General features: G+C 70.6%; 24 protein-coding genes and 2 tRNA genes. 19 read left to right on the top strand and 7 right to left on the bottom strand.

Annotated features, from left to right (window positions below):
- Nucleotides 1-55 precede the first annotated feature (55 nt).
- Genes DEJ21_RS07115 through DEJ21_RS07105 form a run of 3 tightly spaced genes read left to right on the top strand, consistent with a single transcriptional unit; the run spans nucleotide 56 to nucleotide 3,701 of the window.
- Nucleotides 56-1,465: a serine hydrolase gene (locus DEJ21_RS07115; protein ID WP_239001458.1), complete on the top strand. Its 1,410-nt coding sequence runs from the start codon at nucleotides 56-58 to the stop codon at nucleotides 1,463-1,465.
- On the top strand, nucleotides 1,462-2,043 hold the full coding sequence (locus DEJ21_RS07110) for a GbsR/MarR family transcriptional regulator (RefSeq protein ID WP_110864889.1): 582 nt from the start codon (nucleotides 1,462-1,464) through the stop codon (nucleotides 2,041-2,043). The genes DEJ21_RS07115 and DEJ21_RS07110 overlap by 4 nt, the downstream gene beginning before the upstream one ends.
- Nucleotides 2,040-3,701, top strand: a complete 1,662-nt coding sequence (locus DEJ21_RS07105; protein WP_111224143.1) for an ABC transporter ATP-binding protein — start codon at nucleotides 2,040-2,042, stop codon at nucleotides 3,699-3,701. The genes DEJ21_RS07110 and DEJ21_RS07105 overlap by 4 nt, the downstream gene beginning before the upstream one ends.
- An 18-nt stretch (nucleotides 3,702-3,719) precedes the next feature.
- Here the strand turns inward: DEJ21_RS07105 and DEJ21_RS07100 are convergent, their stop codons facing one another.
- Nucleotides 3,720-4,301, bottom strand: coding sequence for a hypothetical protein (locus DEJ21_RS07100; protein ID WP_146247717.1), 582 nt, complete (start codon nucleotides 4,299-4,301; stop codon nucleotides 3,720-3,722).
- Between the two features lie 257 nt (nucleotides 4,302-4,558).
- Here DEJ21_RS07100 and DEJ21_RS07095 point away from each other — a divergent pair, with 257 nt between their 5' ends.
- Nucleotides 4,559-4,888 (top strand): hypothetical protein, encoded by a 330-nt coding sequence (locus DEJ21_RS07095; protein WP_035807629.1) that lies wholly within the window; start codon nucleotides 4,559-4,561, stop codon nucleotides 4,886-4,888.
- 101 nt (nucleotides 4,889-4,989) lie between these two features.
- Entirely contained in the window at nucleotides 4,990-5,142 is a 153-nt protein-coding gene (locus tag DEJ21_RS18165; RefSeq protein ID WP_163343414.1) for a hypothetical protein, read from the top strand.
- A gap of 67 nt (nucleotides 5,143-5,209) precedes the next feature.
- On the opposite strand, the gene DEJ21_RS07090 is transcribed toward DEJ21_RS18165, so the two are convergent.
- From DEJ21_RS07090 to DEJ21_RS07080, 3 genes are read right to left on the bottom strand one after another with little or no spacing between them, the layout of a single operon-like run.
- Nucleotides 5,210-6,067, bottom strand: coding sequence for a DMT family transporter (locus DEJ21_RS07090; protein WP_110864887.1), 858 nt, complete (start codon nucleotides 6,065-6,067; stop codon nucleotides 5,210-5,212).
- Between the two features lie 30 nt (nucleotides 6,068-6,097).
- The gene (locus DEJ21_RS07085) at nucleotides 6,098-6,760 is read right to left on the bottom strand and encodes a response regulator transcription factor (RefSeq protein ID WP_027464682.1); all 663 of its coding nucleotides are present in this window, start codon (nucleotides 6,758-6,760) and stop codon (nucleotides 6,098-6,100) included.
- Between the two features lie 39 nt (nucleotides 6,761-6,799).
- A complete protein-coding gene (locus DEJ21_RS07080; protein WP_111224141.1) occupies nucleotides 6,800-8,368 on the bottom strand; it encodes a sensor histidine kinase in 1,569 nt (522 codons plus the stop codon).
- Nucleotides 8,369-8,500: 132 nt separating this feature from the next.
- Between DEJ21_RS07080 and DEJ21_RS07075 the strand changes: the two genes are divergently transcribed.
- Nucleotides 8,501-9,331, top strand: a complete 831-nt coding sequence (locus DEJ21_RS07075) for an AraC family transcriptional regulator (protein WP_111224140.1) — start codon at nucleotides 8,501-8,503, stop codon at nucleotides 9,329-9,331.
- A gap of 285 nt (nucleotides 9,332-9,616) precedes the next feature.
- Here the strand turns inward: DEJ21_RS07075 and DEJ21_RS07070 are convergent, their stop codons facing one another.
- Nucleotides 9,617-10,648, bottom strand: coding sequence for a LacI family DNA-binding transcriptional regulator (locus tag DEJ21_RS07070; RefSeq protein ID WP_111224139.1), 1,032 nt, complete (start codon nucleotides 10,646-10,648; stop codon nucleotides 9,617-9,619).
- A gap of 118 nt (nucleotides 10,649-10,766) precedes the next feature.
- Here DEJ21_RS07070 and DEJ21_RS07065 point away from each other — a divergent pair, with 118 nt between their 5' ends.
- The 8 genes from DEJ21_RS07065 (at nucleotide 10,767) to DEJ21_RS07025 (ending at nucleotide 20,600) form a co-directional block, all read left to right on the top strand.
- Nucleotides 10,767-12,041, top strand: a complete 1,275-nt coding sequence (locus DEJ21_RS07065) for a sugar ABC transporter substrate-binding protein (RefSeq protein WP_111224138.1) — start codon at nucleotides 10,767-10,769, stop codon at nucleotides 12,039-12,041.
- A 33-nt stretch (nucleotides 12,042-12,074) separates the two neighbouring features.
- A complete protein-coding gene (locus DEJ21_RS07060) occupies nucleotides 12,075-12,953 on the top strand; it encodes a carbohydrate ABC transporter permease (RefSeq protein WP_111224137.1) in 879 nt (292 codons plus the stop codon).
- Nucleotides 12,950-13,936 (top strand): carbohydrate ABC transporter permease, encoded by a 987-nt coding sequence (locus DEJ21_RS07055; protein ID WP_204166197.1) that lies wholly within the window; start codon nucleotides 12,950-12,952, stop codon nucleotides 13,934-13,936. The genes DEJ21_RS07060 and DEJ21_RS07055 overlap by 4 nt, the downstream gene beginning before the upstream one ends.
- Nucleotides 13,936-15,333: a cellulase family glycosylhydrolase gene (locus tag DEJ21_RS07050; protein ID WP_111224136.1), complete on the top strand. Its 1,398-nt coding sequence runs from the start codon at nucleotides 13,936-13,938 to the stop codon at nucleotides 15,331-15,333. The genes DEJ21_RS07055 and DEJ21_RS07050 overlap by 1 nt, the downstream gene beginning before the upstream one ends.
- Nucleotides 15,334-15,347: 14 nt before the next feature.
- On the top strand, nucleotides 15,348-18,365 hold the full coding sequence (locus DEJ21_RS07045) for a glycoside hydrolase family 38 C-terminal domain-containing protein (RefSeq protein ID WP_111224135.1): 3,018 nt from the start codon (nucleotides 15,348-15,350) through the stop codon (nucleotides 18,363-18,365).
- A gap of 48 nt (nucleotides 18,366-18,413) precedes the next feature.
- The gene (locus DEJ21_RS07040) at nucleotides 18,414-19,391 is read left to right on the top strand and encodes an endo-beta-N-acetylglucosaminidase H (RefSeq protein WP_111224134.1); all 978 of its coding nucleotides are present in this window, start codon (nucleotides 18,414-18,416) and stop codon (nucleotides 19,389-19,391) included.
- Nucleotides 19,392-19,628: 237 nt separating this feature from the next.
- Nucleotides 19,629-19,919: a DUF1905 domain-containing protein gene (locus tag DEJ21_RS07035; protein ID WP_071246689.1), complete on the top strand. Its 291-nt coding sequence runs from the start codon at nucleotides 19,629-19,631 to the stop codon at nucleotides 19,917-19,919.
- 348 nt (nucleotides 19,920-20,267) lie between these two features.
- A complete protein-coding gene (locus tag DEJ21_RS07025; RefSeq protein WP_111033466.1) occupies nucleotides 20,268-20,600 on the top strand; it encodes a hypothetical protein in 333 nt (110 codons plus the stop codon).
- A gap of 33 nt (nucleotides 20,601-20,633) precedes the next feature.
- Here DEJ21_RS07025 and DEJ21_RS18575 read toward each other — a convergent pair whose 3' ends face one another.
- On the bottom strand, nucleotides 20,634-21,023 hold the full coding sequence (locus DEJ21_RS18575; protein WP_258374909.1) for a G5 domain-containing protein: 390 nt from the start codon (nucleotides 21,021-21,023) through the stop codon (nucleotides 20,634-20,636).
- Between DEJ21_RS18575 and DEJ21_RS18570 the strand changes: the two genes are divergently transcribed.
- Nucleotides 20,959-21,249, top strand: coding sequence for a hypothetical protein (locus DEJ21_RS18570; RefSeq protein ID WP_181435812.1), 291 nt, complete (start codon nucleotides 20,959-20,961; stop codon nucleotides 21,247-21,249). The genes DEJ21_RS18575 and DEJ21_RS18570 overlap by 65 nt on opposite strands.
- Before the next feature lie 490 nt (nucleotides 21,250-21,739).
- Here the strand turns inward: DEJ21_RS18570 and DEJ21_RS07010 are convergent.
- Nucleotides 21,740-21,810, bottom strand: a tRNA-Gly gene (locus DEJ21_RS07010).
- A gap of 54 nt (nucleotides 21,811-21,864) precedes the next feature.
- Here DEJ21_RS07010 and DEJ21_RS07005 point away from each other — a divergent pair.
- The 4 genes from DEJ21_RS07005 (at nucleotide 21,865) to DEJ21_RS06990 (ending at nucleotide 24,469) form a co-directional block, all read left to right on the top strand.
- Nucleotides 21,865-22,140, top strand: a complete 276-nt coding sequence (locus DEJ21_RS07005; protein WP_111224131.1) for a hypothetical protein — start codon at nucleotides 21,865-21,867, stop codon at nucleotides 22,138-22,140.
- 94 nt (nucleotides 22,141-22,234) lie between these two features.
- Nucleotides 22,235-22,311, top strand: a tRNA-Pro gene (locus DEJ21_RS07000).
- A 53-nt stretch (nucleotides 22,312-22,364) separates the two neighbouring features.
- Entirely contained in the window at nucleotides 22,365-23,672 is a 1,308-nt protein-coding gene (gene tig / locus DEJ21_RS06995; RefSeq protein ID WP_027464695.1) for a trigger factor, read from the top strand.
- A 167-nt stretch (nucleotides 23,673-23,839) separates the two neighbouring features.
- Nucleotides 23,840-24,469: an ATP-dependent Clp protease proteolytic subunit gene (locus DEJ21_RS06990; protein ID WP_071405541.1), complete on the top strand. Its 630-nt coding sequence runs from the start codon at nucleotides 23,840-23,842 to the stop codon at nucleotides 24,467-24,469.
- Nucleotides 24,470-24,485: the final 16 nt, after the last annotated feature.

Below are 24,485 nucleotides of genomic sequence, written 5' to 3'. Positions count from 1 at the left end.
GCACCGTCGCGACCGACGCGCCAGACTCGAACCACCGCCCTTCGAAAGGACCACCGTGACCGACACCCTCTCCGCGTACCGGAAGACCCTGCCCTACATCCGTGAGTGGGTGTCGTACAAGGTGTGGCAGCTGCGGGTGCCCGGCGTGCAGGTCGCCGTCGGCTTCGGCGGCGAGGTCCTGTTCGACGAGGCCTGGGGCTACGCCGACGTCGAGGCCGGGCGCCGCCTGACCACCACCGACCTGTTCCGCATCGCCTCGCACTCGAAGACCTTCACCGCGACGGCCCTGCTGCAGCTCGCCGAGCGCGGGTCGCTCCGGCTCGACGACACCGTCGGCACGTACGTCCCGGCCCTGGTCGACGGCGGCTCGCCGCTCGCCGACGCCACCCTGCGCGAGCTCATGGAGATGGGCGCCGGCGTCATCCGCGACGGACACGACGGCGACTACTGGTCCCTGCTCCGCCCGTTCCCCGACGAGCAGGAACTCCTGGCGCTCGTGCTCGACCGGGGCCAGAAGGTGCCGACCGGCTCGTCGTTCAACTACTCGAACCTCGGCTACTCCCTGCTCGGCCTGGTCATCGCCGCGGTGTCCGGGCAGTCGTACAACGACTTCGTGCGCGAGTCGATCACCGAACCCCTGGGCTTGCGGAACACCGGCCCCGACTGGGACCCCGCACGTGCCGACGACTTCGTGGTCGGGTACACCGGCTTCCACACCGCCCGGCACCGGCAGCGCATCGACCACGTCGACACCCGCGCGATGGCCGCCGCCACCGGCTTCCACGGCACCGCGTCCGACCTGGTCCGCTACTTCTCGCAGCACGTGATCGGGCAGGGCACCCTGCTCGACGACCACTCCAAGCGCCTCGCGCAGCGGAAGGCCTGGAGCGCCACCGACGACCCCGCGGCCCGCGGCTACGGTGCCGGGTTCATCGTCGACCGGATCGGCGGGCGCGAGATCCGCGGCCACTCGGGCGGGTTCCCCGGCCACATCACCCAGTCGATGTTCGACCCGGCGTCCGGGCTCGTCGTGTCCGTGCTGACCAGCGCCGCCGCCGGACCCGCCACGGTCATCGCCACCGCGGTCATCGCCATGCTCGACGCAGCGGCCGACGCCGACGCCCCGGGGACCCCGGTACCCGACGACGTCGACACCGCCGCCTTCACCGGGCGCTTCGCGAACCCGTGGGGCGTCACCGACGTCGCCCGGATCGGTGACCGGCTCGTCGAGGTCGACCCGTCCGGCCCCGAGCCGATGGACACCCCCACCCGACTCGAGGTCGTCGACGCCGACACCCTGCGGATGACCCACGGCAACCGCTTCGGCTCCGTCGACGAGGACATCACCTACACCCGCGACGAGGACGGCACCGTGCGGGCGATCCGTGGCGGTGGCGGCATGTCGCAGGAGCCGTGGTCGATCCCGGACGAGCGACCCGAGGTGGCCGCCGGGCTGGCCTCGTGACCGACGACAGGGGCGCCGACGGCACCGACGGCGCCGGCACCGACGCCGACGACGACCGGCTGCTCGGACCGGAGCGCCAGGCGTTCGTCGAGGAGTTCGCCCTGATGCTCAACGACGGCGCGGGCATGCCCCTCACCGACGCCCGGGTGCTCGGCTACCTGATGATGACCCGCGCACCGCACTCGTCGTCGTCGGACCTGCAGGCAGCGCTCGGTGCCAGCTCGGGGTCGGTGTCGATGGCCACCCGACGGCTCGTCGACTCCGGGTTCGTGAAGCGCCACATCGTCCCCGGCGAGCGCAGTCACTACTTCCGCGCCGAGGCCGACGTCTGGGGCTCCTGGCTCGCCAGCGAACGGAAGTACCTCGACCGGCAGCGCGACATCATCGGCCGCGGGCTCGCCGTCGTCGAGGGTGCGGGCCGCACCGGCACGGGCGACGTGGACGCCGAGGTCCGCGAGCGTCTGCTCAACGGCCGCGACTACATGCAGTGGCTGCAGGGCTACCACCGCAAGATGCTCGAGGAGTGGGAGGCCTTCAAGGCCGCCCGCGACGACACCGACCCCCCGGAGACCCCATGAGCGGCAGCACCGACGTCCTGACCGTCGAGCACCTCACCGTCACCTTCGACGTCGACGGCGAGGTGGTCCGCGCCGTCGACGACGCTTCGTTCACCGTTGCCCGGGGCGAGGTCGTCGCGGTCGTGGGGGAGTCCGGCTCCGGCAAGAGCATGACCGCGATGACCGCGATGGGCATCGCCCCCGACGGTGCGCGCGCCTCGGGGAGCATCCGGATCGGCGACCTCGAGGTCATCGGCACCGACGAGCGCACCCTCCGGTCGGTCCGGGGCCGCAGCGTGTCGATGATCTTCCAGGACCCGTCCGCGGCCCTGAACCCGGTGTTCACCATCGGGTTCCAGCTCGCCGAGGCCGTCCGACGCACCGACGGCCAGCACGACCGCGCCGCCGTCCGGGAACGCTCGCTCGAGCTGCTCCGTGCCGTGGAGGTCCCCGAACCCGAACGCCGCCTGGGCCAGTACCCGCACGAGCTCTCCGGTGGGCAGGCCCAGCGCGTGATGATCGCGATGGCGCTCGCCGCCGACCCGGACCTGCTCATCGCGGACGAGCCGACGACCGCCCTCGACGTCACCGTGCAGGCCGAGGTGCTCGACGTCCTCCGCGCGCTGCGCGAGCGCACCGGCACCGCGATCCTGCTCATCACCCATGACATGGGCGTCGTCGCGGACCTCGCCGACCGCGTGGTCGTGATGCGCCGCGGCCGCGTCGTCGAGACCGGCACCGCCGAGGCGGTCTTCGCCGCTCCGTCCGCCGACTACACGCGCGAACTCCTCGCTGCGGTCCCGCGGATGGGCACCGGGTCCGGTCTGGAGGCCCGGCTCGGCTCCGCCACGGCGCCCCCGGCCGCCGTCCTGGACGTCCGGCACCTCGTGGTCGAGTACGGCGGCGCCCTGCGCGGGCGCTTCCGTGCCGTCGACGACGTGTCGTTCACCGTCGGCCGTGGCGAGATCGTCGGCCTGGTGGGGGAGTCCGGCAGTGGCAAGACCACCATCGGCCGGGCCGCGGTGGGCCTCGCGCCGATCACCTCGGGCTCGGTGGTCGTCGAGGGCACCGACGTCGCCGGCGCACGACGAGCCGCCCGACGGCAGATGCGCCAGCACGTCGGCGTGGTGTTCCAGAACCCGCTCCGGTCGCTCAACCCCCGGTACACCGTCGGGCAGACCGTCGCCGAGCCGCTCCGCCAGATCCTCCGGCTGCCGGCGGCGCAGGTCGAGGAGCGTGTCGAGCGACTCCTCGCCGACGTCGGTCTCGACGGCGGGTACGCCGAGCGCTACCCGCACGAACTCTCCGGGGGCCAACGGCAACGCGTCGCGATCGCCCGCGCGGTGGCCCTCGACCCCGCGCTCCTGATCGCCGACGAGCCGACGAGCGCGCTCGACGTGTCGGTGCAGGCCCGCGTGCTCGACGTGTTCCGCGAGCTGCAGGAGCGCCTCGGGTTCGCGTGCCTGTTCGTCACGCACGACCTCGCCGTGGTCGACACCCTGTGCGACCGGGTCGTCGTGCTGCACGGCGGCCGGGTCGCCGAACACGGCACCCGCGACGCCATCCTGCGCTCGCCGCAGGACCCGTACACACGACGGCTCATCCAGGCCGCCCCCGTGCCGGACCCCGGGGAGCAGGCACGCCGACGCTCCGAGCGCCTGGCCGCTCGCGCGGGCTGAAGTGGGCGGGAGTCCGGGTCAGCGCACCTCGGCCGAGGCCCACAGCACGCCGGCCCCGCGGCCCACCGGGCGCAGCAGCGGCACGGCGACGAGCACGGCCGCGGCCAGGTAGGCGACGGTCTGCAGCAGGCCCGGGACCGCGAAGGCGACACCGAGCGACTCCTGCGGGAGCGCCGTGAGGAGCACGGTCCCCGACAGCAGTGCGGTGACGAACCACGCCGCAGCCGCCACCGTGACGATCCAGCCGAAGGCACGCTGCACACCCGGTTCACTCCGGACGGTGACGACGCCGAAGGCCACGAGCGCCGCCTGCGCGACGACGAGGAACACATCGATCAACAGTCCGGGAACCAGCGACACGAGCGCGAACGCGAGCACGGACACCGCGAACGTGAGCGCCCGGCGGTCTCGAGCACGCACCGCGGCGACGAGCACGACGACGGCGGCAATGCCCCCGAGGACCGTGGCTCCGAGGAGCAGCCCGCGGGGTAGGTCCCAGGGCGCCAACCAGACCGTCCCGACCAGTCCGGCCGCTCCGAACACCAGCGCCGCCACCACCGCGGCCGCCGACACCACCCGTACCCCCGTGCTGCTCTGCATGCCCGCACACTATGCCCCGGGACCCCGCCAGCGGAACACCTCTCCGCCCGGCGAGGGACGGACGTTCGTGTCCGCGCGATGACGGTTCCGGTTCGCGCCGCCCGGGGATCGTGAACCAGAACCGTCAACGACACGGGAACGCGTGCCCGTCCGCCCCGCCCCGCCGCCCGACGACGACACGCCCGTCCGATGCCAGGTCGTCGTCCAGACGGCGCGGTCGACTTGACTGTCGTTCGAACGCACGTTCGAATACCGTCGTGGGACGGCGTCGCGAGAACCGGTGGCAGCCCCCGGAACACCCGGAGGTCGAGCGTCCGCGCGCGTACTCCCTGTCCGAGGACGCCCGCGGCGGCGACGTGTGCCACGCCGTCACCCCGAAGCCGGTCTGGGCGTGGATCCAGTTCCCGACCTTCCACGTCCGGGTGAAGGCCTTCGCGAAGAGCTGGACCCGGGATGCCGTGCTGGTGGAGTGGGCGCAGTTCGGGCAGCAGGCCGAGGCATGGGTGTGGCGCTCAGCGGTGAAGCACCGCACGCTCCGTGCCGACCGCGACAGCGCGAACCGGAGTCCGCAGAACGCACTGCGTTGACTTCCACCCGCACCCCGAGGATGGTTTAGCGAACGCGGGTTCAGCAAGTAACTCACTGATCGAGGCATTCGATCCGGACCCGTACCCACGAAGGAGGCACCATGAAGAACGCAGCGGTGCCGTCCTGGGTCGCCCACGTGCTCACCCCGCCCGAGGTCATCAGCGCCTACGTCGAGCGGCGGATCAACGATCCGTCCCTCCTGTCGGGTGAGCAGTCGGAACCCACGTACGCAGACTTCCTGCGCGACGAGTAGACGGTCTTCTCAGGAGGCCCGGATCACGCACCGCCGTCGGCGGACGTGATCCGGGCCTCCTCTTCGTTCATCCCACCGGTCCGCCGCGTCGGCGACGGGCCGACAGCGTCACGCCGACGCTCGCGGCGGTGACGCACGCCAGGGCGACCGTCTCGAGCACCGAGAGCCCCTCGGCCAGCACGACGAGACCGGCCAGGGCGGCGATCGCCGGGCCGAGGCTCTGCAGCACCCCGAACACCCGTGTCGGCATCCGGCGGAGCGCGAGCATCTCGAGGGCGTACGGCAGCACGCTGGACAGCACGGCGACGGCGCCGAAGACGAGCAGGAGCGTCGGTTCGCGCAGGACGCCGTCCACCGCGGACCGGAGCCCGAACGGCAACGACACGAGCATCGCGACCACCATCGACACGACGAGCCCGTCGACGCCGGGGATCGCGGCGCCGACGTGCCGGTTCATCACGATGTAGCCCGCCCAGCACGCGGCGGCGAGGACCGCCCAGACGACCCCGCCCACCTCGGTCACCGCGGTCGGGCCGACGCCGAGCAGCACGACCCCCGCGAGCGCCAGCACGGCCCACAGGGCATCGCGCCAGCGCCGGGTGTGCACGAGCGACAGGGCGAGCGGCCCGAGGAACTCGATCGTCACGGCGACACCGATCGGGATGCTCGCGAACGACAGGTAGATGAAGACGTTCATGCCGCCGAGCGCCAGGCCGAGGCCGACCGCACCGAGCCACTGCGCCCGCGTCCAGTGCCGGACGCGGGGACGGACCACCAGGGCGAGCACGACGGCACCGATGACGAGCCGGAGCGTGGCGGCCCCGACCGCGCCGACGTCGTCGAAGTGGGTCTTCGCGATCGCGGCGCCGAGCTGGACGGACACCATCGCGGTGAGGGCCAGCAGGGGTGCGGGGACCCGGTTCATCCTCGGGCTCGGTTCATCCTCGGGCTCGGCTCATCCGAGGTAGGCGAGGACGGCGAGGACGCGGCGGTGGTCCTCTCCGGTGTCCTCGAGCGCGAGCTTGCCGAAGATGCTCGACACGTGCTTCTCGACGGCTCCGGTGCCGATCACCAGGGCGCGGGCGATCGCGGCGTTCGTGCGGCCCTCGGCCATCAGCCCGAGCACGTCACGCTCGCGCGGGGTCAGGGCTGCGAGCGGGTCGCGGCGGCGGCTCATCAGCTGCGTGACGACCTCGGGGTCGAGCACGGTACCCCCGGCGGCGATGCGGCGGACGGCGTCGTCGATCTCCTCGAGCCGGGTGACGCGGTCCTTGAGCAGGTAGCCGATGCCGGTCGCGCCGGCCGCGAGGACGTCCTCGGCGTAGGTGGCCTCGACGTACTGGGAGAGCAGGAGCACACCCGTCCGTGGAGCGATCCGGCGGGTCTCGACGGCGGCGCGGACACCCTCGTCGGTGAAGGTCGGCGGCATCCGCACGTCCATCACCACGACGTCGGGCGCACCCTCGGGCAGCGTCGCCAGGAAGGCCCGGGCGTCGGAGTACTGCCCGATGACGTCGATGCCGGCCTCGTCGAGCACGCGGGCCAGGCCCTCGCGCAGCAGGACGGCGTCGTCGACGACGACGGCCCGGATGCGTGCTGCATCCGGGCCGTCTGTCATGCCGACCAGCCTAGTGGGAGCGCGGGCGCCCCCGTGGGGTCACGACCGCTGGTTCGCCGCCGTCGGGACGCCGTTCAGGGCACCGAGGGGGATCCGGGCGGTGGCCTCGGTCGGGCCACCCTCGGGGCTCGAGACGACCAGGTCGCCGTCGAGGGCCCGCATGCGGCCGATCAGGCCCTCGATCCCGTGGCCCTGCTGCGGTCGGGCACCGCCCCGGCCGTCGTCGGTGACGCTGACCGTCAGGTACCAGAGGCCCGAGGCGTCGACGACCAGCCCGAGGTACACCCCGGCGGTGGTGGCGCCGGCGTGCTTCATGGTGTTCGTCAGCAGCTCGCTCACCGTGAAGTACACGTTGCGCTGGATCTCCGTGGCGAGTTCCAAGCCCTCGGGCAGCCGGACGTCCAGACCGACCGGGATCGGGGTGCGGGCGACCAGTGCCTCGAGCGCCGCGACGAGTCCGCGGTCGAGCAGGATCGGCGGGGCGAAGCCGCGTGACAGTGCGCGCAGTTCGTCGAGGGCGTCCTGGGCGTGCTCGGACGCCTCACCGATGAGCTGCTTGGCCTTCTCGGGGTCCTTCTCGAAGGCGCGCTCGGCGGCGGACAGGTCCATGCGGAGCCGCACCAGCCGCTGCTGCGGGCCGTCGTGCAGGTCGCGCTCGATCTGGCGGAGCGCCTGCCCCTCGGCGGTGACGGCACCGGCGCGGGAGGCCTGCAGGCCGGCGACGCGCTGCTCGAGCTGCTCGGCACGGAAGCCACCCAGCAGGCCGAAGTCGACCCAGTAGTGCGCCAGGACGGACCCGCGGGCCCAGAGCGGGAAGAGCACGACCGAGGCCGCCATCGACAGCAGGCCGAGGGCGCCGACGCCGGTCACGAACCCGACGCTGTCCGTGAAGTAGCCGACCCGGACGTTGTTCGCGAAGTACAGTCCGCCCACGACGATCGGCCAGGCGAAGCCGACGAGCAGCAGTGCACCGGCCCCGACGGTCACGACCGCGACGAGCGGGTACACGACCGCGGCGTGCAGCAGGTAGAGCCAGTAGTGCGGGTTGGCGACGGCCGAGCCGGTGCGGGTCCACCAGTTCTGCTGCCAGCGGGGCGTCCAGTCCACCGGGCGGATCGGGCGTCGGTCGGCCCAGCTCATGCGGAGCTTCTCGAACTGTCCGAGCCACCGCGCCACGAACAGCGCGATGAAGAACATGAGCAGGACGAAGGGGTTGAAGAGGTCGCGGAACCCGCCACCGAAGATCGCCGTCGGGAACGCGAAGTACAGCGTGCAGAGCAGCACGGCGGTGAGCGCCATGTAGCCGAAGTCCCGCGGCAGGCGCTTCCACGCGTCACGGTAGAACTGCCCGGCGGTCATGCCGGAACCGCGACCGGAACCACCGACCGGACCGGACCCGACCCGCGGGGTGGCACTCCACGACGCCGGCGGGGACTGCGGGGCGTCCTGGGGGTCCTGCTGGTGCTGGCGCGGGTACTGGGGCATCGGCTTGGTGGCTCCAGGGGGCACGGAGTCGCCCAGCGGGACGGTCTGGGCCTGGTCGGGCGAAGGCGTGACGTCGTCCAGCGGGACGGTTCGCGCCTGGTCGAGGCGGTCGGTGTCGGTCATGCATCCAGCCTCGCGATCGCGGAGCCGTTCCCCCATCCTGCCCTCTCCCCACCCCGGGTGGGGTTATCCCCCCTCTTCCACAGGTCGCCCGATCCACGCCCGCGCGTCCTGCCCGTGGATCACGCTCGTCGGATGGCTGATGCGCTCCGAGCACTGATCGACGCCGTCGGGCTCCAAGTCGGGCCGGGCACCGAGGTCCGGTCCGACGACGAGGCGTGGACGCTCGACGTCGAACCGACGGGCAGCCACGCCTGGGTGGCGACGCGGTCCCGCTCCGTGTGGATCCGGCGCGGAGACGACATCGCGATCGTCGACGCCGGCACCGCCGCCCTCGTCGAAGGGCATGCGACGATCACGATCAGCACGAGCCCCGAGCGCTCCGGCCCGCCCCGCGTCGCGGAGACGTACGCGTTCCCGCACGAGGCACTCTTCGCGCTGACCGGTGTCCTCGTCGGCGCCGCAACGTTCGGCCCGCTCGTCGACGAGGTCCTCGCACTCCCGCCCATCGCGAGCACCGGCCCACCCGGTGCGCCCTCGCCCGACGTCGGCCTCGCGCTGCGCCACGTCGGGCACCTCGACGGCGGGAGGTGGCACGGCGCGCAGCAGCAGGCCCTCGCCCGGCTCGTCGTCACGACGGTGCTCCGCGACAACCCGCCCCCGATGCTCGGCGACAACGGTCTCGCGCGGATCCTCGACCGTCTGTTCGATCCGGCTGGTCCGTCGTCCCTGCAGGCCATCCTCGTCGGTGTCCGGATATCGGAGCGCACCCTCGAGCGCCGGTGCGCCGCAGCAACGGGATGCTCGCCCGCGCAGCTCGGCCGCTGGTACCGCAGTCTCGCCGTCCGCAGCGCACTCACCCGTGGCGACCGCCCGTCCGACGTCGCGACCCGCTTCGGCTTCAGCACGACGTCGTCCATGCGTCGAGCCCTCGAGCGGGTCCGACCCCCGACGAACCGCCGGTGACCGTCGCCGGCGGGGGAAGGAGGTCCCGATCCGCTTCGATGACGGTTCTGGTTCACGATCCTCGGGTTTCGTGAACCAGAACCGTCACGGCACGGAGAAGACCACGGCGTCCCGCGTCGGCGCACTGCAGTGCGGTGCGTGCGCCAGATGCAGGCAGCCGCGCCGCGCTGCGGGAGGGGGAGCGGCGGCAGCGGGAGCGGGACCGGCGAGTACGGCGGGCGCCTGAGCGCGCGGAATCAGCGGCGGGAGCGGGAGCGGGTCGTCGGCGCCGACGTCCGGAGCGGGTCAGGCGGGCGCGCGGCCGGTGGACTCGCGGACGCTCAGGGTGAGTGAGGGGCCCGGGCGTGAGGGGAGCGGGGCGGTGGCGTCGATCTGCGCGCGCAGCAGGGTCGCCGCACGCTGTCCGAGCTCGACGGTGTCGCGGGTGAGCGAGGTGATCGCCGGCCGGACGAGCCGGATCATCGCCGAGTCGTCGAAGGACACGATCGAGACGTCCCCGGGCACCGCGACGCCCATCTCGCTCGCCACGCCCAGCCCGGCGACGGCGAGCACGTCGTTGTCGTAGACGATCGCGGTCGGTCGGGCGCTCCGGGACAGCAGAGTCCGGGTGGCGCTCGCGCCGGCCTCGGCCGAGTAGTCCGTCGGCACCGAGACCGTGTCGTCGAGCCCCTCGTCGGCAGCGAACGCCCGGAGCCGGTCCATGCGCATGGCGGTGTGCTCGAACTCGGGCCGGCCGGCGACGTGGGCGATGCGTCGGTGCCCGAGGGCGTGCAGGTACCGCAGAACCGTGTCGGTGGCGTCCGAGTCGTCGATCCAGACCGTGGGTGCGGCGCCGTCGGGGGAGGGGTGCGAGCCGACGACGACGGTGGGCATGCCGAGGTCGGCGAGCAGGGCGAGCCGGGCGTCGTCGCGACGGGGGTCGATCACGATCACGCCGTCGACACGGTGTCCGCGCCACCAGTCCCGGTAGGTCTCGAGTTCTTCCTCGGCATCGCGCGCGACGAGCAGGTTCATGCCGACGTGCGTGCCGGCGAGCCCGAGCTGGATGCCGGAGATCAGGTCGCCGAAGAACGACTCCGTGCCCAGGGTCCGGGCCGGGCGGTTCAGCACGAACCCGATGGAACCGGCCTTCGCGCCGCCGAGTGCCCGGGCCGCGGTGTGTGGCTGCCAGTCGAGCTCGCGGGCGATCTCGCGCACGCGGCGACGGGTCTCGTCGGAGACGCCGGGGCGGTCGTTCAACGCGAACGACACCGCGCTGATGGACACACCGGCCCGCGCGGCGATGTCGGCGATCGTCGTTCGACGCTTGGTGGCCACGGGGTTGACTATAGCGCTTTAGTCATTCACAGTGGCTGCCACACACGGGTTCGGTGACTGCTGCTGAACCGGTTCAGCTATGACGAGGGAGTCAGACGCCATGAGGACCACCACACGCATGACGAGGGGCCGCGCCACCGCGCTGCTCGCGACGGCCGCCGCCACGGTGCTCGTCCTGACCGGCTGCTCGAGCGGCGGGAACGCGGCCGACAACGGCGGCGGCGAGATCAGCGGCACCATCACCCTGCAGACCTGGGCGCTCACGCCGACCTACACGGGGTACCTCAACGGGGTCATCGAGGACTTCGAGCAGGCCCACCCGGACGCGAAGGTCAAGCTGCAGGACCAGCCCGGCGACGGGTACGCCGACAAGGTGCTCAGCCAGGCCTCGTCGAACAGCCTGCCCGACGTGATCAACCTGCCGCCCGACATCGCCCTGCCCCTCGCGAAGCGCGGGTTCCTGCAGGACGTCGCGAAGGACGACTCGAAGCTCGCCAGCACGTACGTCGCCGGCGCGTTGGACTCGTACGAGTACAAGGGAGTGGACGGCACGTTCGGGTACCCCTGGTACCTCAACACCGACGTGAACTACTGGAACTCGACGATGTTCGCCAAGTGCGGCCTCGACGCGAAGAACCCGCCGAAGACCACCGACGAGCTGTTCACGCAGGCGAAGACCATGCACGACAACTGCCCGACCGACTACCTGATGAGCCGGAAGCCCGGCCTCGGTGACTTCACCCTCGCCGGCGTCAAGGTGCTCAACGCCGACGGCACGAAGTTCACCTTCGCCGACTCGTCCAAGGCCGCCGACCTGATCGACCGCTACAAGGACGCGTACCAGGACGGCTACATGCCCTCCAACGTGCTGAACAGCGACTACCTCGGCAACTCCACCCTGTTCACGCAGGCCAAGGTCGCCTGGACCACCGGTGGTGCCACCTCGCTCGCCGACTTCGAGAAGAACAACCCGTCGCTCAAGGGCAAGGTCACCGTCAGCCCCGCACTCGACACCCCGCCGCTCTACGTGCAGGGCCTGTCGGTCTCGAGCAAGTCGAAGCACCTCGCCACCGCCGAGGCCTTCGCGAAGTTCATGACGAACGCGGAGAACCAGGAGGCGTTCGCCCACGAGGTCAACATCTTCCCGTCCACCACGTCGTCGCAGTCCGACCCGTACTTCTCGAAGGACGACGGCACCGTGAACGGCGAGGCCCGGGTCCTCGCGAACGAGGCCCTGAAGACGGCGAAGGTCATCAACCCGGTCGAGGCGAACTCCGCGATGACGGACTTCCTCGACCAGCAGATCGCCCTCGCGATGAAGGGCCAGGTGGCGCCGAAGCAGGCGCTCGAGACCGCCCAGACCAAGATGAACAGCCTGCTGGCCAACGGCTGATCCGGCCCCGGAGAAGGAAGAGGGAGGATCGTCATGCGTGCGAACCGCTGGTACACGCCCTGGTTGCTCGTCCTGCCGGCACTGATCTGGCTCGTCGCGTTCAGCCTGTGGCCCTCGATCAACACGGTCCGGTTGTCGTTCACGAACGCCAGCCCGCTCGGCGGCGTCAGCCAGTGGGTCGGGGTCCAGAACTTCGAGACCCTGCTCGCCGATCCGCAGGTGTGGGAGGCGCTGCTCAACAGCGTCATCTACATGGCGGTGTGCCTGCCGCTGCTGACGGTCCTCCCGCTCCTCATCGCGGTGCTCGTGCAGCAGAAGCTGCCCGGGATCGCGTTCTTCCGCACCGCGTTCTACACGCCGGTCATCGCGTCCGCGGTGGTCGTCGGGCTCATCTGGACGTGGATCCTCGACGACCGCGGTGTCATCAGCGAGATGGCGCAGGCCCTCGGCATCGTGCAGGGCAGCGTCCCGTTCCTGACCGACCGGTGGCTGCTGCTCCTCAGCGCCATCAGCCTGACGGTGTGGAAGGGGCTCGGCTACTACATGATCATCTTCCTGGCCGCCCTCGGGAACGTCGGCAAGGACCTGCACGAGGCCGCCGCCCTCGACGGTGCCGGCGCCGTCCGACGCTTCTGGTCGGTCACGATGCCCGGGGTCCGCGGCACCATGACACTCGTCGGGATCCTGGTGTGCGTCTCCGCGCTCCGGGTGTTCAGCGAGCTCTACATCCTCACCAACGGCACCGGCGGACCCGGCGGGCAGGACAACTCGCTCGTCATGCTCATCCAGCAGTACGCCCGCGGCTTCACCGGCAACCTCGGTTACGCGTCCGCCCTGAGCCTCCTGCTCTTCGTCGTGACGCTCGTGCCGATGCTCGCCCTCGCCCGGATGAACAGCAAGGCGGACAAGTGACGAACACGACCAGCACGACCGAACCCGTCATCGGCGGCGCGCAGGGCGCAGCCAGCCCGACGCCGGACGTGACCGGCGCGACGGGCGCTGGACGGGCCTCCAGGCAGAACGGACGAGGCGGACGCGACGGACGCAAGCGGCGCCGCGCGGTCTGGGGCGTCATGTCCACCCGCGAGAAGGTCGTCCGCTACGTCCTGCTCATCGTGGTGCTCTTCATCACGATCGGACCGTTCCTCTGGCAGCTCTCCACGTCGCTCAAGGGCGCCGGTGAGGACATCTACACGGCGAACCCGTCGTTCATCCCGTCGGAGCCGACCATCGAGAACTACCTGAAGGTCGCCGCCGCGATCCCGGTGTGGCGCTACATCGGCAACTCGCTGCTCGTCGCCGCGATCGACGTGCTCGGCAACATCGTGTTCGCGACCCTGGCCGGCTTCGCCCTCGCCCGGCTGCAGTGGCGGCACCGGAAGCTCGTGCTCGGCCTGTTCCTCGGCACCCTCGTGCTGCCCGGCGAGGCGACGATCATCTCGCAGTTCGTCACCGTGAAGGACCTCGGCCTCGCCGACAACCTGGTCGGCGTCGCCCTGCCCGGCATGATCGCGGCGCTCAACGTCCTGCTGATGTTCAACGCGTTCCGGCAGATCCCCGAGGAGATCGACCAGGCCGCAGTGATGGACGGTGCGAACGCGATGCAACGTCTGCGGTACATCTCGCTGCCCGCCGTGCAGGGGACCATCGCGGTCATCGCGATCTTCTCGTTCATCGGTGCGTGGGACGACTTCCTCTGGCCGCTCATCGTGCTGCAGTCGCCCGAGAACCTCACCCTGACCGTCGGGTTGCAGTACCTGCAGGGCACCTTCGCCACCGACCAGCGGATGATCGCGGCCGGCACCATGATCGCCTTCATCCCGATCGCCGTGATCTTCGCCGTCCTGCAGCGCTTCTTCTTCAAGGGCGTCGAAGAGGGCGGTGTGAAGGGCTGATGCGCTTCGGGGTCAACTACACGCCCTCGGTCGGCTGGTTCCACTCGTGGCTCGACTTCTCGCGGTCGGACACCGCAAGAGACCTCGAGGCGATCGCGTCGATCGGCGCCGACCACGTGCGGATCTTCCCGCTCTGGCCGGTCGTCCAGCCGAACCGGACACTCATCCGGCAGCAGGCCCTCGACGACGTCGCGACGGTCGTCGACCTCGCCGGGTCGTTCGGGCTCGACGTCAACGTGGACGCGCTGCAGGGGCACCTGTCCAGCTTCGACTTCGTGCCGTCCTGGCTGGACAGCTGGCACCGCCGCAACATGTTCACCGATCCGGACGTGGTCGCGTCGACCGCCGCGTACGTCCGGGCGCTCGCCGGAGCGGTCGCCGACAAGCCCAACCTGCTCGGGATCACCATCGGCAACGAGGTCAACCAGTTCGCGCACGCGCCGCACCCCGCACCGCACGCGATCACGGCGGAGCAGGGGCACGCGTGGGCGGCGGCGATGGTCGCGGCGGCGCGAGCGGGGCTGTCGGACGGGTCGTCGGCGTCGGCTGCGTCGTCCGTGTCGGTCGGCCTGGAGGCGCAGCTCGACCCCGCCTCGACGGTCCCGTCCGCCACCGGGTCGCGTCCGGGGCCCCTGGTCACCGTCGCGCAGTACGACGCGGCCTGGTACGACGACGCCCAGCCCTTCGGCCCCGAGCACGCGGCGGACCACGGTGACGCCACGGTCACGCACTCGTGGGTGTTCAACGGCTCGGCGGCCCTGCACGGCGCACTCGGGGCCGGGTCGGTGCGGCACGGGGAGTACCTGCTCCAGCTCGCCGCGGCCTGGAACCGCGACGCCGCCCGACCGAACTGGCTGCAGGAGGTCGGCGCCCCCACCAACGTCGTCGATCCCGCCGACGCCGCCGCGTTCACCGAGCAGACCATCCGGCACGTCCTCGACGCGCAGCAGGTGCTCGGGGTGACGTGGTGGTGCTCCCACGACGTCGCCCGGTCGCTCGCCGACTTCCCCGAGCTCGAGTACGACCTCGGGCTGTTCACGAACGACGGACGCCTGAAGCCCGCCGGCGAGGCGTTCGCCGCCCTCGCCCGCGCCGAGCACACCCGCGACGCCCGTACCGCACCGCCGACCACCGCGCTCGTCCTCGACGACGTGCTGTCCGACGGCACCGACCGGCACGGCACCCGCGCCGACTGCGCCCCCGGCGGTCGGTTCGCCGCCGCCTGGCTCGCCCTGGCCGAGGCCGCACCGGACGGCCGCGGCCCGCAGGTCGTCCTGCGCTCCCGACTGTCGGACACCGCGCTGCTGGCCGCCCGCGGCATCGACCGCTGCGTCGACGTGCCGTCCGACCTCGACACCACCACCGTCCGCGTCGCCCACCCGGCGACGACGCCCTGACCCCGGAAGGCCCCATGCACGACGACATCCCCCTCACCACCGGACGCGCCCGACGGGTGCTCGACGAGCGGATCACCCCCGCGGTGCACGCGACCACGACGGCCCTCGAGGCCGACTGGCACGAGCTGCCGGGGGAGCCGGTCCCGCCGACCGAGGGGCTCGCGCTCACGTTCGAGCCCTACGAGGTCGGCACCCCGTGGGGCGCGGCGTGGGGCACGACGTGGTTCCGGCTGACCGGGACCGTGCCGAGCGAGTGGGCCGGACGCCGGGTGGAGGCCGTGATCGACCTCGGCTTCGACAAGAACATGCCCGGGTTCCAGTGCGAGGGACTCGTCTACCTGGCCGACGGCACCCCCGTGAAGTCGATCAACCCGCGCAACCAGTGGGTCCTGGTCACCGAGCAGGCCGAGGGCGGCGAGACCGTCGAACTGTTCGTCGAGGCCGCATCGAACCCCGTCCTGCTCGACTACCACCCCTTCCTGCCGACGCAGGAGGGCGACGTGCAGACCTCGTCCTCGAAGCGCCTCTACGCCACCCGCCGGATGGAGCTCGCCGTCTTCGAGTCCGAGGTGCACGAACTCGCCCTCGACATCGACGTCCTGCTCGAACTGCAGGCCGAGCTGCCCGCCGGACCCCGACGCATGCGGATCCTGCAGGCCCTCGACGACGCCCTCGACGCGCTCGACCTGCAGCACATCCCGGAGACCGCCGGGGGCGCCCGTGCGGCGCTCGCCGAGGTGCTGGCCGCTCCCGCCGAGGCCTCCGCGCACACGATCTCGGCCGTCGGGCACGCCCACATCGACTCCGCCTGGCTCTGGCCCGTGCGCGAGACCATCCGCAAGGTCGCCCGCACCACGTCGACCATGACCGAGCTCATCGACCAGACCGACGACTTCCTGTACGGCATGTCGAGCGCGCAGCAGTACGCGTGGATCAAGGAGCACCGCCCCGAGGTCTACGCCCGGGTCACGGCCGCGGTCGAGGCCGGCCGGTTCCTGCCGATCGGTGGCATGTGGGTCGAGTCCGACACCGTGATGCCGACCGGCGAGAGCATCGTCCGGCAGTTCTCGCAGGGCCAGCGGTTCTTCGAGCAGGAGTTCGGCATCCGACCCAAGGGCGTCTGGCTGCCGGACAGCTTCGGGTACTCGCCGGCGCTGCCGCAGCTCATGCGCCGTGCGGGCTTCGAGTGGTTCTTCACGCAGAAGATCTCGTGGAACCAGGTGAACAAGTTCCCGCACCACACGTTCCTGTGGGAGGGCATCGACGGGTCGCGGGTGTTCTCGCACTTCCCGTCGATGGACACCTACAACTCGCGGTTGTCCGGCAGCGAGGTCGCGAAGGCCTCCCGCCAGTTCCGCGAGAACCGGCTCGCCACCGGCTCGATCGCCCCGGTCGGCTGGGGCGACGGCGGCGGTGGCACCACCCGCGAGATGACCGGCACCGCCGCGCGGTTGGCCGACCTCGAGGGCAGCGCGAAGGTCCGCTGGGAGCACCCGGACACGTTCTTCGACCGGGCGAAGTCCGAACTGACCGATCCGCCCGTGTGGGTGGGGGAGCTGTACCTCGAGCTGCACCGGGCCACGCTCACGTCGCAGCACGGCACGAAGCAGGGCAACCGCCGGTGCGAGCAGCTGCTCATCGAGGCCGAACTCTGGGCCGCGACCGCCGTCGCCCGCACCGACTTCGCCTACCCCTACGACGAGCTCGACGCCCTGTGGCAGCAGGTCCTGCTCCAGCAGTTCCACGACATCCTGCCGGGTACCTCGATCGCGTGGGTGCACCGCGAAGCGGTCGAGCGGTACGCCGAGACGGCCGCGGCGCTGACCACGATCATCGACCGGGCGCTCTCGGCGCTCGCCGGTACCGGGGACGCGGCCGTCGTCGTGAACCCGGCCCCGTTCCTCCAGGCCGGTGCACCCGCGCAGGGCGCCGTCGTGGCGACCGACGTGGCGGCGGCGACCGCCGTGTCCCTGACCGAGCAGGACGGCGGGTACGTGCTGGCGAACGAGCTGGTGCGGGTCGTCGTCGACGCGCAGGGGCTCGTGACGAGCGCCGTGGACCTGGCGGGCGGGCGCGAGGCGATCGCGGCCGGCCAGGCGGCGAACCTGCTGCAGCTGCACCAGGACTTCCCGAACATGTGGGACGCGTGGGACGTCGACCGGTACTACCGGAACCGGGTCGAGGACCTCGTGTCGACCACCGGTCTGACCGCGTCGGTCGACGAGTCCGGGGTCGCACGGGTCGTCGTGTCCCGGGCGTTCGGCGACTCGACGGTGACGCAGGAGATCGTCCTGGCGCCGGGGTCCCGCACCCTGGAGTTCGACCAGGTGACCGACTGGCACGAGACCGAGAAGTTCCTCAAGGTGGCCTTCCCGCTCGACGTCCGCGCCGAGCACACCGTCGCCGAGACGCAGTTCGGCGCGCAGAAGCGGGTGACGCACACCAACACCTCGTGGGAGGCCGCGAAGTTCGAGACCTCGATGCACCGCTACGTGCTGGTGTCCGAGCCGGGCTTCGGTGTCGCGCTCGTGAACGACTCGATCCACGGCTTCGACACCACGCGCGACGCCGTCGACGGGCACGTCACCACCACGGTGCGACTGTCGCTGCTGCGCGCACCGCGGTTCCCGGACCCCGAGACCGACCAGGGCGTGCAGACGCACCGGTACGGCATCGTCATCGGCAGCGACCAGCTCGGCGCCACGTCGGCCGGCGTGCGGATGAACGCGGGCGCGCGGACGATCACCGGGGCGCACGGCTTCGACCCGCTGGTGCAGGTCTCCGGCGACGTCGTGCTGTCGAGCGTCAAGCTCGCCGACGACCGGTCGGGTGACCTGGTCGTGCGCGTCTACGAGCCGTCCGGGCAGCGGGGGACCGGGGGCATCGCGGTGTCGGCCGACGAGGCGACCTTCGGCGCTGGCGTCGAGGTGACCCTGCTCGAAGAGTCGCTGGCCGCAGCGGCGGCGGTCGACGCGTCCTCGTTCGCCGTCGACGCCTACGAGGTCCGCACCTTCCGGTTCCCGCGCAACTGACCGACCGACTGACCGACCGCCCGTCCGTCCCATCCAAGGAGGAACCACATGAAGCAGTCCACGAAGTTCAGCATCGCGACCGCACTGGTCGCCATGCTCGCGGCACCACTGGTGCCCGCCGCAGCATCCGCGGCGCCCTCCTCGTCCGGATCCAGCCACGGGCACGGGCACGGTGCGTCCCACGGCGGTGGGCACGGCCACGGTCATGGTCACGGGCACCACGCTGCGCCCACCAAGTCGGGGCCGACGAGCATCGCGTACGTCGAGGTGAACAACGACGAGCTCGCCAACGTCGGGCGGTACACGCTGGAGAACGGCGCGAACGTGTTCGACGTGGCGATCATCTTCGCCGCGAACATCAACTACGAGGACGGCAAGGCGGTCCTGTACAACAACGAGAACGTGCAGCGGACCCTCGACCAGGCCGCCACGCAGATCCGCCCGCTGCAGGCCAAGGGCATCAAGGTGACGCTCTCGGTGCTCGGCAACCACCAGGGCGCCGGCCTGGCGAACTTCCCGACGAAGGCCGCGGCGCGGGACTTCGCGGCGCAGGTGTCGGCGACGGTCAGGAAGTACGGACTCGACGGCGTCGACCTGGACGACGAGTACTCGGACTACGGCGTGAACGGCACCCCGCAGCCGAACCAGCAGTCCATCGGCTGGCTCATCAGCGCCCTGCGTGCGGACATGCCGGGCAAGATCATCTCGTTCTACGACATCGGCCCGTCCTCCGACGCCCTGAAGACCGCGAACCCGTCGATCGGCGGCAAGCTCGACTACGCCTGGAACCCGTACTACGGCACCTACACGGCGCCGACGATCCCGGGCCTGCCGAAGTCGAAGGTCTCCGCCGCCGCCGTCGACATCCAGAACACCCCCCAGGCGACGGCGGTGTCGCTCGCACAGCGCACGAAGGCCGACGGGTACGGCGTCTTCATGACGTACAACCTGCCGGGAGGCGACGAATCCGCCTCCGTCTCCTCCTTCACCAAGGTGCTCTACGGACAGGCCGCGTCGTACCGCTGACGCTCGCGTACTGACAGCGACTCGCGCCCCGTGCTCCCCGGCTCCGGCCTGGAGGCACGGGGCGCGTCCGTCGTCCGGGTCCCGCTGGGCGGGGGGAGAGGAAGGGGAGGCACCAGTTCCTCCTCGCGAATGACGGTTCCGGTTCGCAGAACCCGGCGATCGTGAACCGGAACCGTCATCCACCCGAGAACGAATCCCGACCCGGCGCGCTCGACGCCGCGGCCGTACGATCGCCGCATGGAGCTCGAGTTCCGCGGCGAGGTGATCGAGTGGCGCGGCCCGTCACCGTTCTTCTTCGCCGTCGTGCCACCGGACGCCGCCGAGGTCATCGCCGACCTCGCGCCGGTTCTCACCTACGGGTGGGGTGTGATCCCGGCACGCGTGACGATCGGCTCGGTGACGTGGACGACGTCGCTGTTCCCGAAGGACGGCGGCTACCTCGTGCCGTTGCGTGCGGCAGAGCGGAAGCGTGCTCGGGTGGAACTCGGCGACTCCCCGGAGATCACCCTCGAGTTCGCCGACCCCTGACGCGCGTGCCATCGACCGTCACTCCTCCACAGGTCCGTCGATCCCGATACCTCTCCACAGTCATCGACGGTGGGCCCAGGTGTCGCGGTCCTGCTCCCTACCGTCGAACGTGTGGAGGGGAGGTGGCGATGGTCGAACGACCACGACATCCCAAGAAGGACATCGAACTGGTCATGCGCGGGGCAGAGGCGCGGGGATGGCGCTTCGCGAAGGGGAGGAAGTACTACAAGGCGTACTGCCCGTGCGGGGAACACCTGCACACGGTCCACTTGACGCGTCGAACCCCTGGTACGTTGTGCATCTGAAGTATCGGCTCGCGCGAACGGGCTGTGAGGACAGGAGAACGTGATGACGAACTACCTCGTGCGGCTCGAGTGCGTGGCGCAACTCGGGGCAGCGGACGATCCGCGCGCAGCCCTCGCGGCGGACTTCGACGCCATCGCGGAAGCACTCTTCGACCTCGACGACGTCCACGACCAGGACCTGACCGCTGACCTGTCGACCGGCACGCTCACCTTCTCGATCGGTGTCGACGCGGACGATGAGTCCGGGGCGCTCGACCGTGCGCTCGGCGCCGTCCGGACCGCGCTGCACGTTGCTGGACGCGGCACTCCCGGCTGGGAGCAGCACTACCGGATGCTGCGGCAGGAAGTCGGAGAGGCGCCGCTCGGAGCGCTCTAGGGGTGACTCGGGAGCGTGCAACCGATCATCGTCTCAGCTTCCGGGCGTCACAACCAAGTGGCGACGCCGCCGTGCCCGGAGCAGGTCCCTCGCCGACTGGCTGTAGCTGTAGACACCGTCGACACACTGTGCCGTCGCTCCGGCGGGTGCGCTCGAAGCTGCTTCGGGTCGACAGACCGTTGCGCCAGCGGAATTGACGTACGTGCCGTTGGAGCACGTCGGAGCTGCGGGAGCTGCGGGAGCGACGTAGGTGCCGACCGTCGTGACCTGCGTCACCGGCGGGGTCGTCACACGTTCGCTCTTCAGGACCCGACCGGACTCCACGCCATCGATGTAGGTGATCGTGTAGGTCTTCGTGGTGACGCCCCGCACCCCGGGCGTCGTGACCGTCGTCGTCCCCTGCGCCAGCGTCGAGCTCTGCACCGTCGTGGAGCTGAACGGGATCCGTGAGGTCTCCGTCACCGCCTTGGTCGTGACCACCGGCGTGGGTGTCGGCGACGGTGTCGGTGTGGGCGTCACCGTCGGTGTCGGTGTCGGTGTCGGTGTCGGTGTCGGGGACGTCTTCGGCTTCGCGGCCGTCGTCGCGCTCGGAGTCGTCGAGGCGGCGACCTGTCTCGGTGCGTCCGGCAACGGATGGGTCGCACCGTAGGCCGAGGTGGATCCGATCAGTGCGGCGAGAGCGATCCCCGCACCGATCGCGGCAGTAGCTCGCTTCCTCGGGATCCGGAGCCAAGTCGAGCGCCGGAAGGCGACGGCGTAGAGCGTCGTGGGCAGGATGACGAGCGCGACCATCATCAGCATCCCCCAGACCCCGGTCGATGCGAAACCGGCGAGTGCGAGGACGGCGGTTCCGACGATGCCGACCCACGTGATGATCGGCACCCGACGACGGGTGCTCGGCGAACGCGGGCTTGTGGTCTGGCGGGGGTTCGGCACTGAGCTCCTATGCATGGCGAGGACCGCTCAAGTGTCCTGGAGGCAGCTCCGCCGTCCCATCCCCAGTTCTGGGTGGTCTCGATCGCACGCTGCGACCGTTCGCTCGTGGGTGCGAGGTTGATCGCTCGGTGCGCCGGAACAACCTCGCATCGGGCGTGCGACCGTGCACCAGTCGACGAAGCGCGGGGCAGAAGGAAGAAGAGAGGGGATGACGGGAATCGAACCCGCGTAGCCAGTTTGGAAGACTGGGGCTCTACCATTGAGCTACATCCCCGCGCCTGCGCACCAGGCGCAGCCCGACCATCGTAGCGGACGAACGAGCACCGACATGCCGACGCGCGTCATCCCGAAGCCGGACGCCGGTGCCGAGCGCACCATCCGCTGGTCGCGGGGGGTCTCGTACGTGCTGGTGGTCCTCGCCGCCGCGGTGCTGTCCCTGCGCCCCGACCTGTTCGGCGATCCGCAGTCGCAACCCGCGCACGCACTGCTGCACGTCTGGCGGATCGTCGTCGGACTGTTGCTCGCGGTGGCTGCCCTCGGGGTCCAGGTGGCCGTCGGGATCCGGTGGCGGCGGGGTCTGCGACGCGCCGCGGAGGACGACTGAGCAACCCCCGGGAACAGCGCGCCGTCGGACCGCTAGACTCACCGGGGTCGCATGCGCCCCTCGGCGTGCGCGGCTGATCCCTGGCACGAAGCAACGGGGCGTAGCTCAGCTTGGTAGAGCGCCCGCTTTGGGAGCGGGAGGTCGCAGGTTCAAATCCTGTCGCCCCGACCAGGTCCTCCGAGCACCACCGACCACACGAACGTCAACCAACAGGAGAACATCCCTTGGCCACCAGCACCGTCGACAAGGTGAGCGACACCCGCGTCAAGCTCACCGTGAACGTGACGCCGGACGATCTCAAGCCGAGCATCGACCACGCCTACAAGCACATCGCCGAGCAGATCAACATCCCCGGCTTCCGCAAGGGCAAGGTCCCGCCGGCGATCGTCGACCAGCGCGTCGGCCGCGGCGAGGTCCTGAACCACGCCGTCGGTGACGCCATCGACAACTTCTACCGCCAGGCGGTCGAAGAGCAGGAGCTGCGCATCCTCGGCCGTGCCGAGGCCGACGTCGCCGAGCTGCCGAACGTCGCGGACTTCACCGGCGACCTCGTCCTCACCTTCGAGGTCGACGTCCGCCCCGAGTTCGACCTGCCGGACTACTCCTCCTACGAGCTCACCGTCGACGCCGTCGAGGTGTCGGACGACGAGATCGAAGAGGAACTGCAGAACCTCCGCACCCGCTTCGGCACGCTCGTGACGGTCGACCGTCCGGCGAAGACCGGCGACTTCGCGCAGATCGACCTCACCGCCAGCATCGGCGACGACGAGGTCGACTCGGCCACCGGCGTCTCCTACGAGATCGGCTCCGGCGACCTGCTCGAGGGTATCGACGAGGCGCTCGAGTCCCTGACCGCCGGTGAGTCGACGACCTTCGAGTCGAAGCTCGTCGGTGGCGACCGCGAGGGCGAGACCGCTCAGATCGCCGTCACCGTCACCGCCGTCAAGGAGCGCGAGCTCCCCGAGGCCGACGACGAGTTCGCCCAGATCGCCAGCCAGTTCGACACCATCGACGAGCTCAAGGCCGACCTGAAGGAGCAGATCGCGAAGTCCAAGACCTTCGGTCAGGGCGCCGCGGCTCGCGACAAGCTCGTCGAGAAGCTCACCGAGGACGTCAACATCCCGATCTCGGAGCAGCTCATCGCCGACGAGGTGCACCGTCACCTCGAGCAGGAGAACCGCCTCGAGGACGAGGAGCACCGCAAGGAGGTCTCCGAGTCCAGCGAGACCGCCTTCCGCTCGCAGATCCTCCTCGACGCGATCGCCGAGAAGGAAGAGATCCAGGTCTCGCAGGAGGAACTGACCCAGTACCTCATCCAGGCCGCCGCGCAGTACGGCATGGAGCCGGCCGAGTTCATCAAGGTCATCGACCAGAACGGCCAGATCCCCGGCATGGTCGGCGAGGTCGCCCGTTCGAAGGCGGTCGCGACCGTCCTGTCCAAGGTGACCGTCAAGGACACCAACGGCGACGCCGTCGACCTGTCCGCCTTCACGGCGGGCGTCGCGCAGGAGCCGGCAGGGGACGCCGAGTAACGATCTCGACGCCACCAGTACGACAGACGGGAGGCGCGGTGCCAGCTGGCACCGCGCCTCCCGTCCGTATTTCCGCACCACCGCATTGCTGTCGGCGAACAGACGAGAACTGGTGCGTTGCACCCGATAAGTTCGACAACAAGCGACAACTGAACGGGAGCTTTTCCATGGCCGAAGCAACACTGAACCCCAGTGTTTTTGACCGCCTTCTGAGAGACCGGATCGTGTGGCTCGGCTCCGAGGTCCGCGACGACAACTCGAACGAGATCGCAGCCAAGCTGCTGCTGCTCGCCGCCGAGGACCCTGAGAAGGACATCTACCTCTACATCAACTCGCCCGGTGGTTCGATCACCGCCGGCATGGCGATCTACGACACGATGCAGTTCGTCCCGAACGACATCGTCACCGTGGGCATCGGCCTCGCCGCGTCGATGGGACAGTTCCTGCTGTCCTCCGGCACGCCCGGCAAGCGCTACATCACGCCGAACGCGCGCGTGCTGCTCCACCAGCCGTCCGGTGGCTTCGGCGGCACCGCTGCCGACATCCAGACGCAGGCCAAGGTCATCCTCGACATGAAGCAGCGCATGGCGGAGCTCACGGCCGAGCAGACCGGCAAGTCGGTCGAGCAGGTCCTCAAGGACAACGACCGCGACAACTGGTTCACGGCGCAGGAAGCGCTCGAGTACGGCTTCGTCGACCACCTCCGCGCCTCGAGCGCCGAGGTCATCGGCGGTGGTGGCACCGTCGGCGACGGCGAGACGCCCACCAGCGCAGCCGAGCCCGACGCCCAGTCCTGATCACCACCGAAGAAAA

It is taken from the genome of Curtobacterium sp. MCSS17_006 (genome assembly GCF_003234215.1).
GTDB classification, from domain to species: domain Bacteria; phylum Actinomycetota; class Actinomycetes; order Actinomycetales; family Microbacteriaceae; genus Curtobacterium; species Curtobacterium flaccumfaciens.
The sequence above is the reverse complement of the archived record's forward strand: the minus strand, read 5'-3'. Positions and strand labels throughout refer to the sequence as shown.

Coding starts and splice junctions, on each gene's coding strand:
- DEJ21_RS07105 (WP_111224143.1), top strand. CDS start 2,040: ATGAGCGGCAGCACCGACGTCCTGACCGTCGAGCACCTCACCGTCACC.
- DEJ21_RS07100 (WP_146247717.1), bottom strand. CDS start 4,301: ATGCAGAGCAGCACGGGGGTACGGGTGGTGTCGGCGGCCGCGGTGGTG.
- DEJ21_RS18165 (WP_163343414.1), top strand. CDS start 4,990: ATGAAGAACGCAGCGGTGCCGTCCTGGGTCGCCCACGTGCTCACCCCG.
- DEJ21_RS07090 (WP_110864887.1), bottom strand. CDS start 6,067: ATGAACCGGGTCCCCGCACCCCTGCTGGCCCTCACCGCGATGGTGTCC.
- DEJ21_RS07085 (WP_027464682.1), bottom strand. CDS start 6,760: ATGACAGACGGCCCGGATGCAGCACGCATCCGGGCCGTCGTCGTCGAC.
- DEJ21_RS07080 (WP_111224141.1), bottom strand. CDS start 8,368: ATGACCGACACCGACCGCCTCGACCAGGCGCGAACCGTCCCGCTGGAC.
- DEJ21_RS07075 (WP_111224140.1), top strand. CDS start 8,501: ATGGCTGATGCGCTCCGAGCACTGATCGACGCCGTCGGGCTCCAAGTC.
- DEJ21_RS07065 (WP_111224138.1), top strand. CDS start 10,767: ATGACGAGGGGCCGCGCCACCGCGCTGCTCGCGACGGCCGCCGCCACG.
- DEJ21_RS07060 (WP_111224137.1), top strand. CDS start 12,075: ATGCGTGCGAACCGCTGGTACACGCCCTGGTTGCTCGTCCTGCCGGCA.
- DEJ21_RS07050 (WP_111224136.1), top strand. CDS start 13,936: ATGCGCTTCGGGGTCAACTACACGCCCTCGGTCGGCTGGTTCCACTCG.
- DEJ21_RS07045 (WP_111224135.1), top strand. CDS start 15,348: ATGCACGACGACATCCCCCTCACCACCGGACGCGCCCGACGGGTGCTC.
- DEJ21_RS07040 (WP_111224134.1), top strand. CDS start 18,414: ATGAAGCAGTCCACGAAGTTCAGCATCGCGACCGCACTGGTCGCCATG.
- DEJ21_RS07035 (WP_071246689.1), top strand. CDS start 19,629: ATGGAGCTCGAGTTCCGCGGCGAGGTGATCGAGTGGCGCGGCCCGTCA.
- DEJ21_RS07025 (WP_111033466.1), top strand. CDS start 20,268: ATGACGAACTACCTCGTGCGGCTCGAGTGCGTGGCGCAACTCGGGGCA.
- DEJ21_RS07005 (WP_111224131.1), top strand. CDS start 21,865: ATGCCGACGCGCGTCATCCCGAAGCCGGACGCCGGTGCCGAGCGCACC.
- DEJ21_RS06990 (WP_071405541.1), top strand. CDS start 23,840: ATGGCCGAAGCAACACTGAACCCCAGTGTTTTTGACCGCCTTCTGAGA.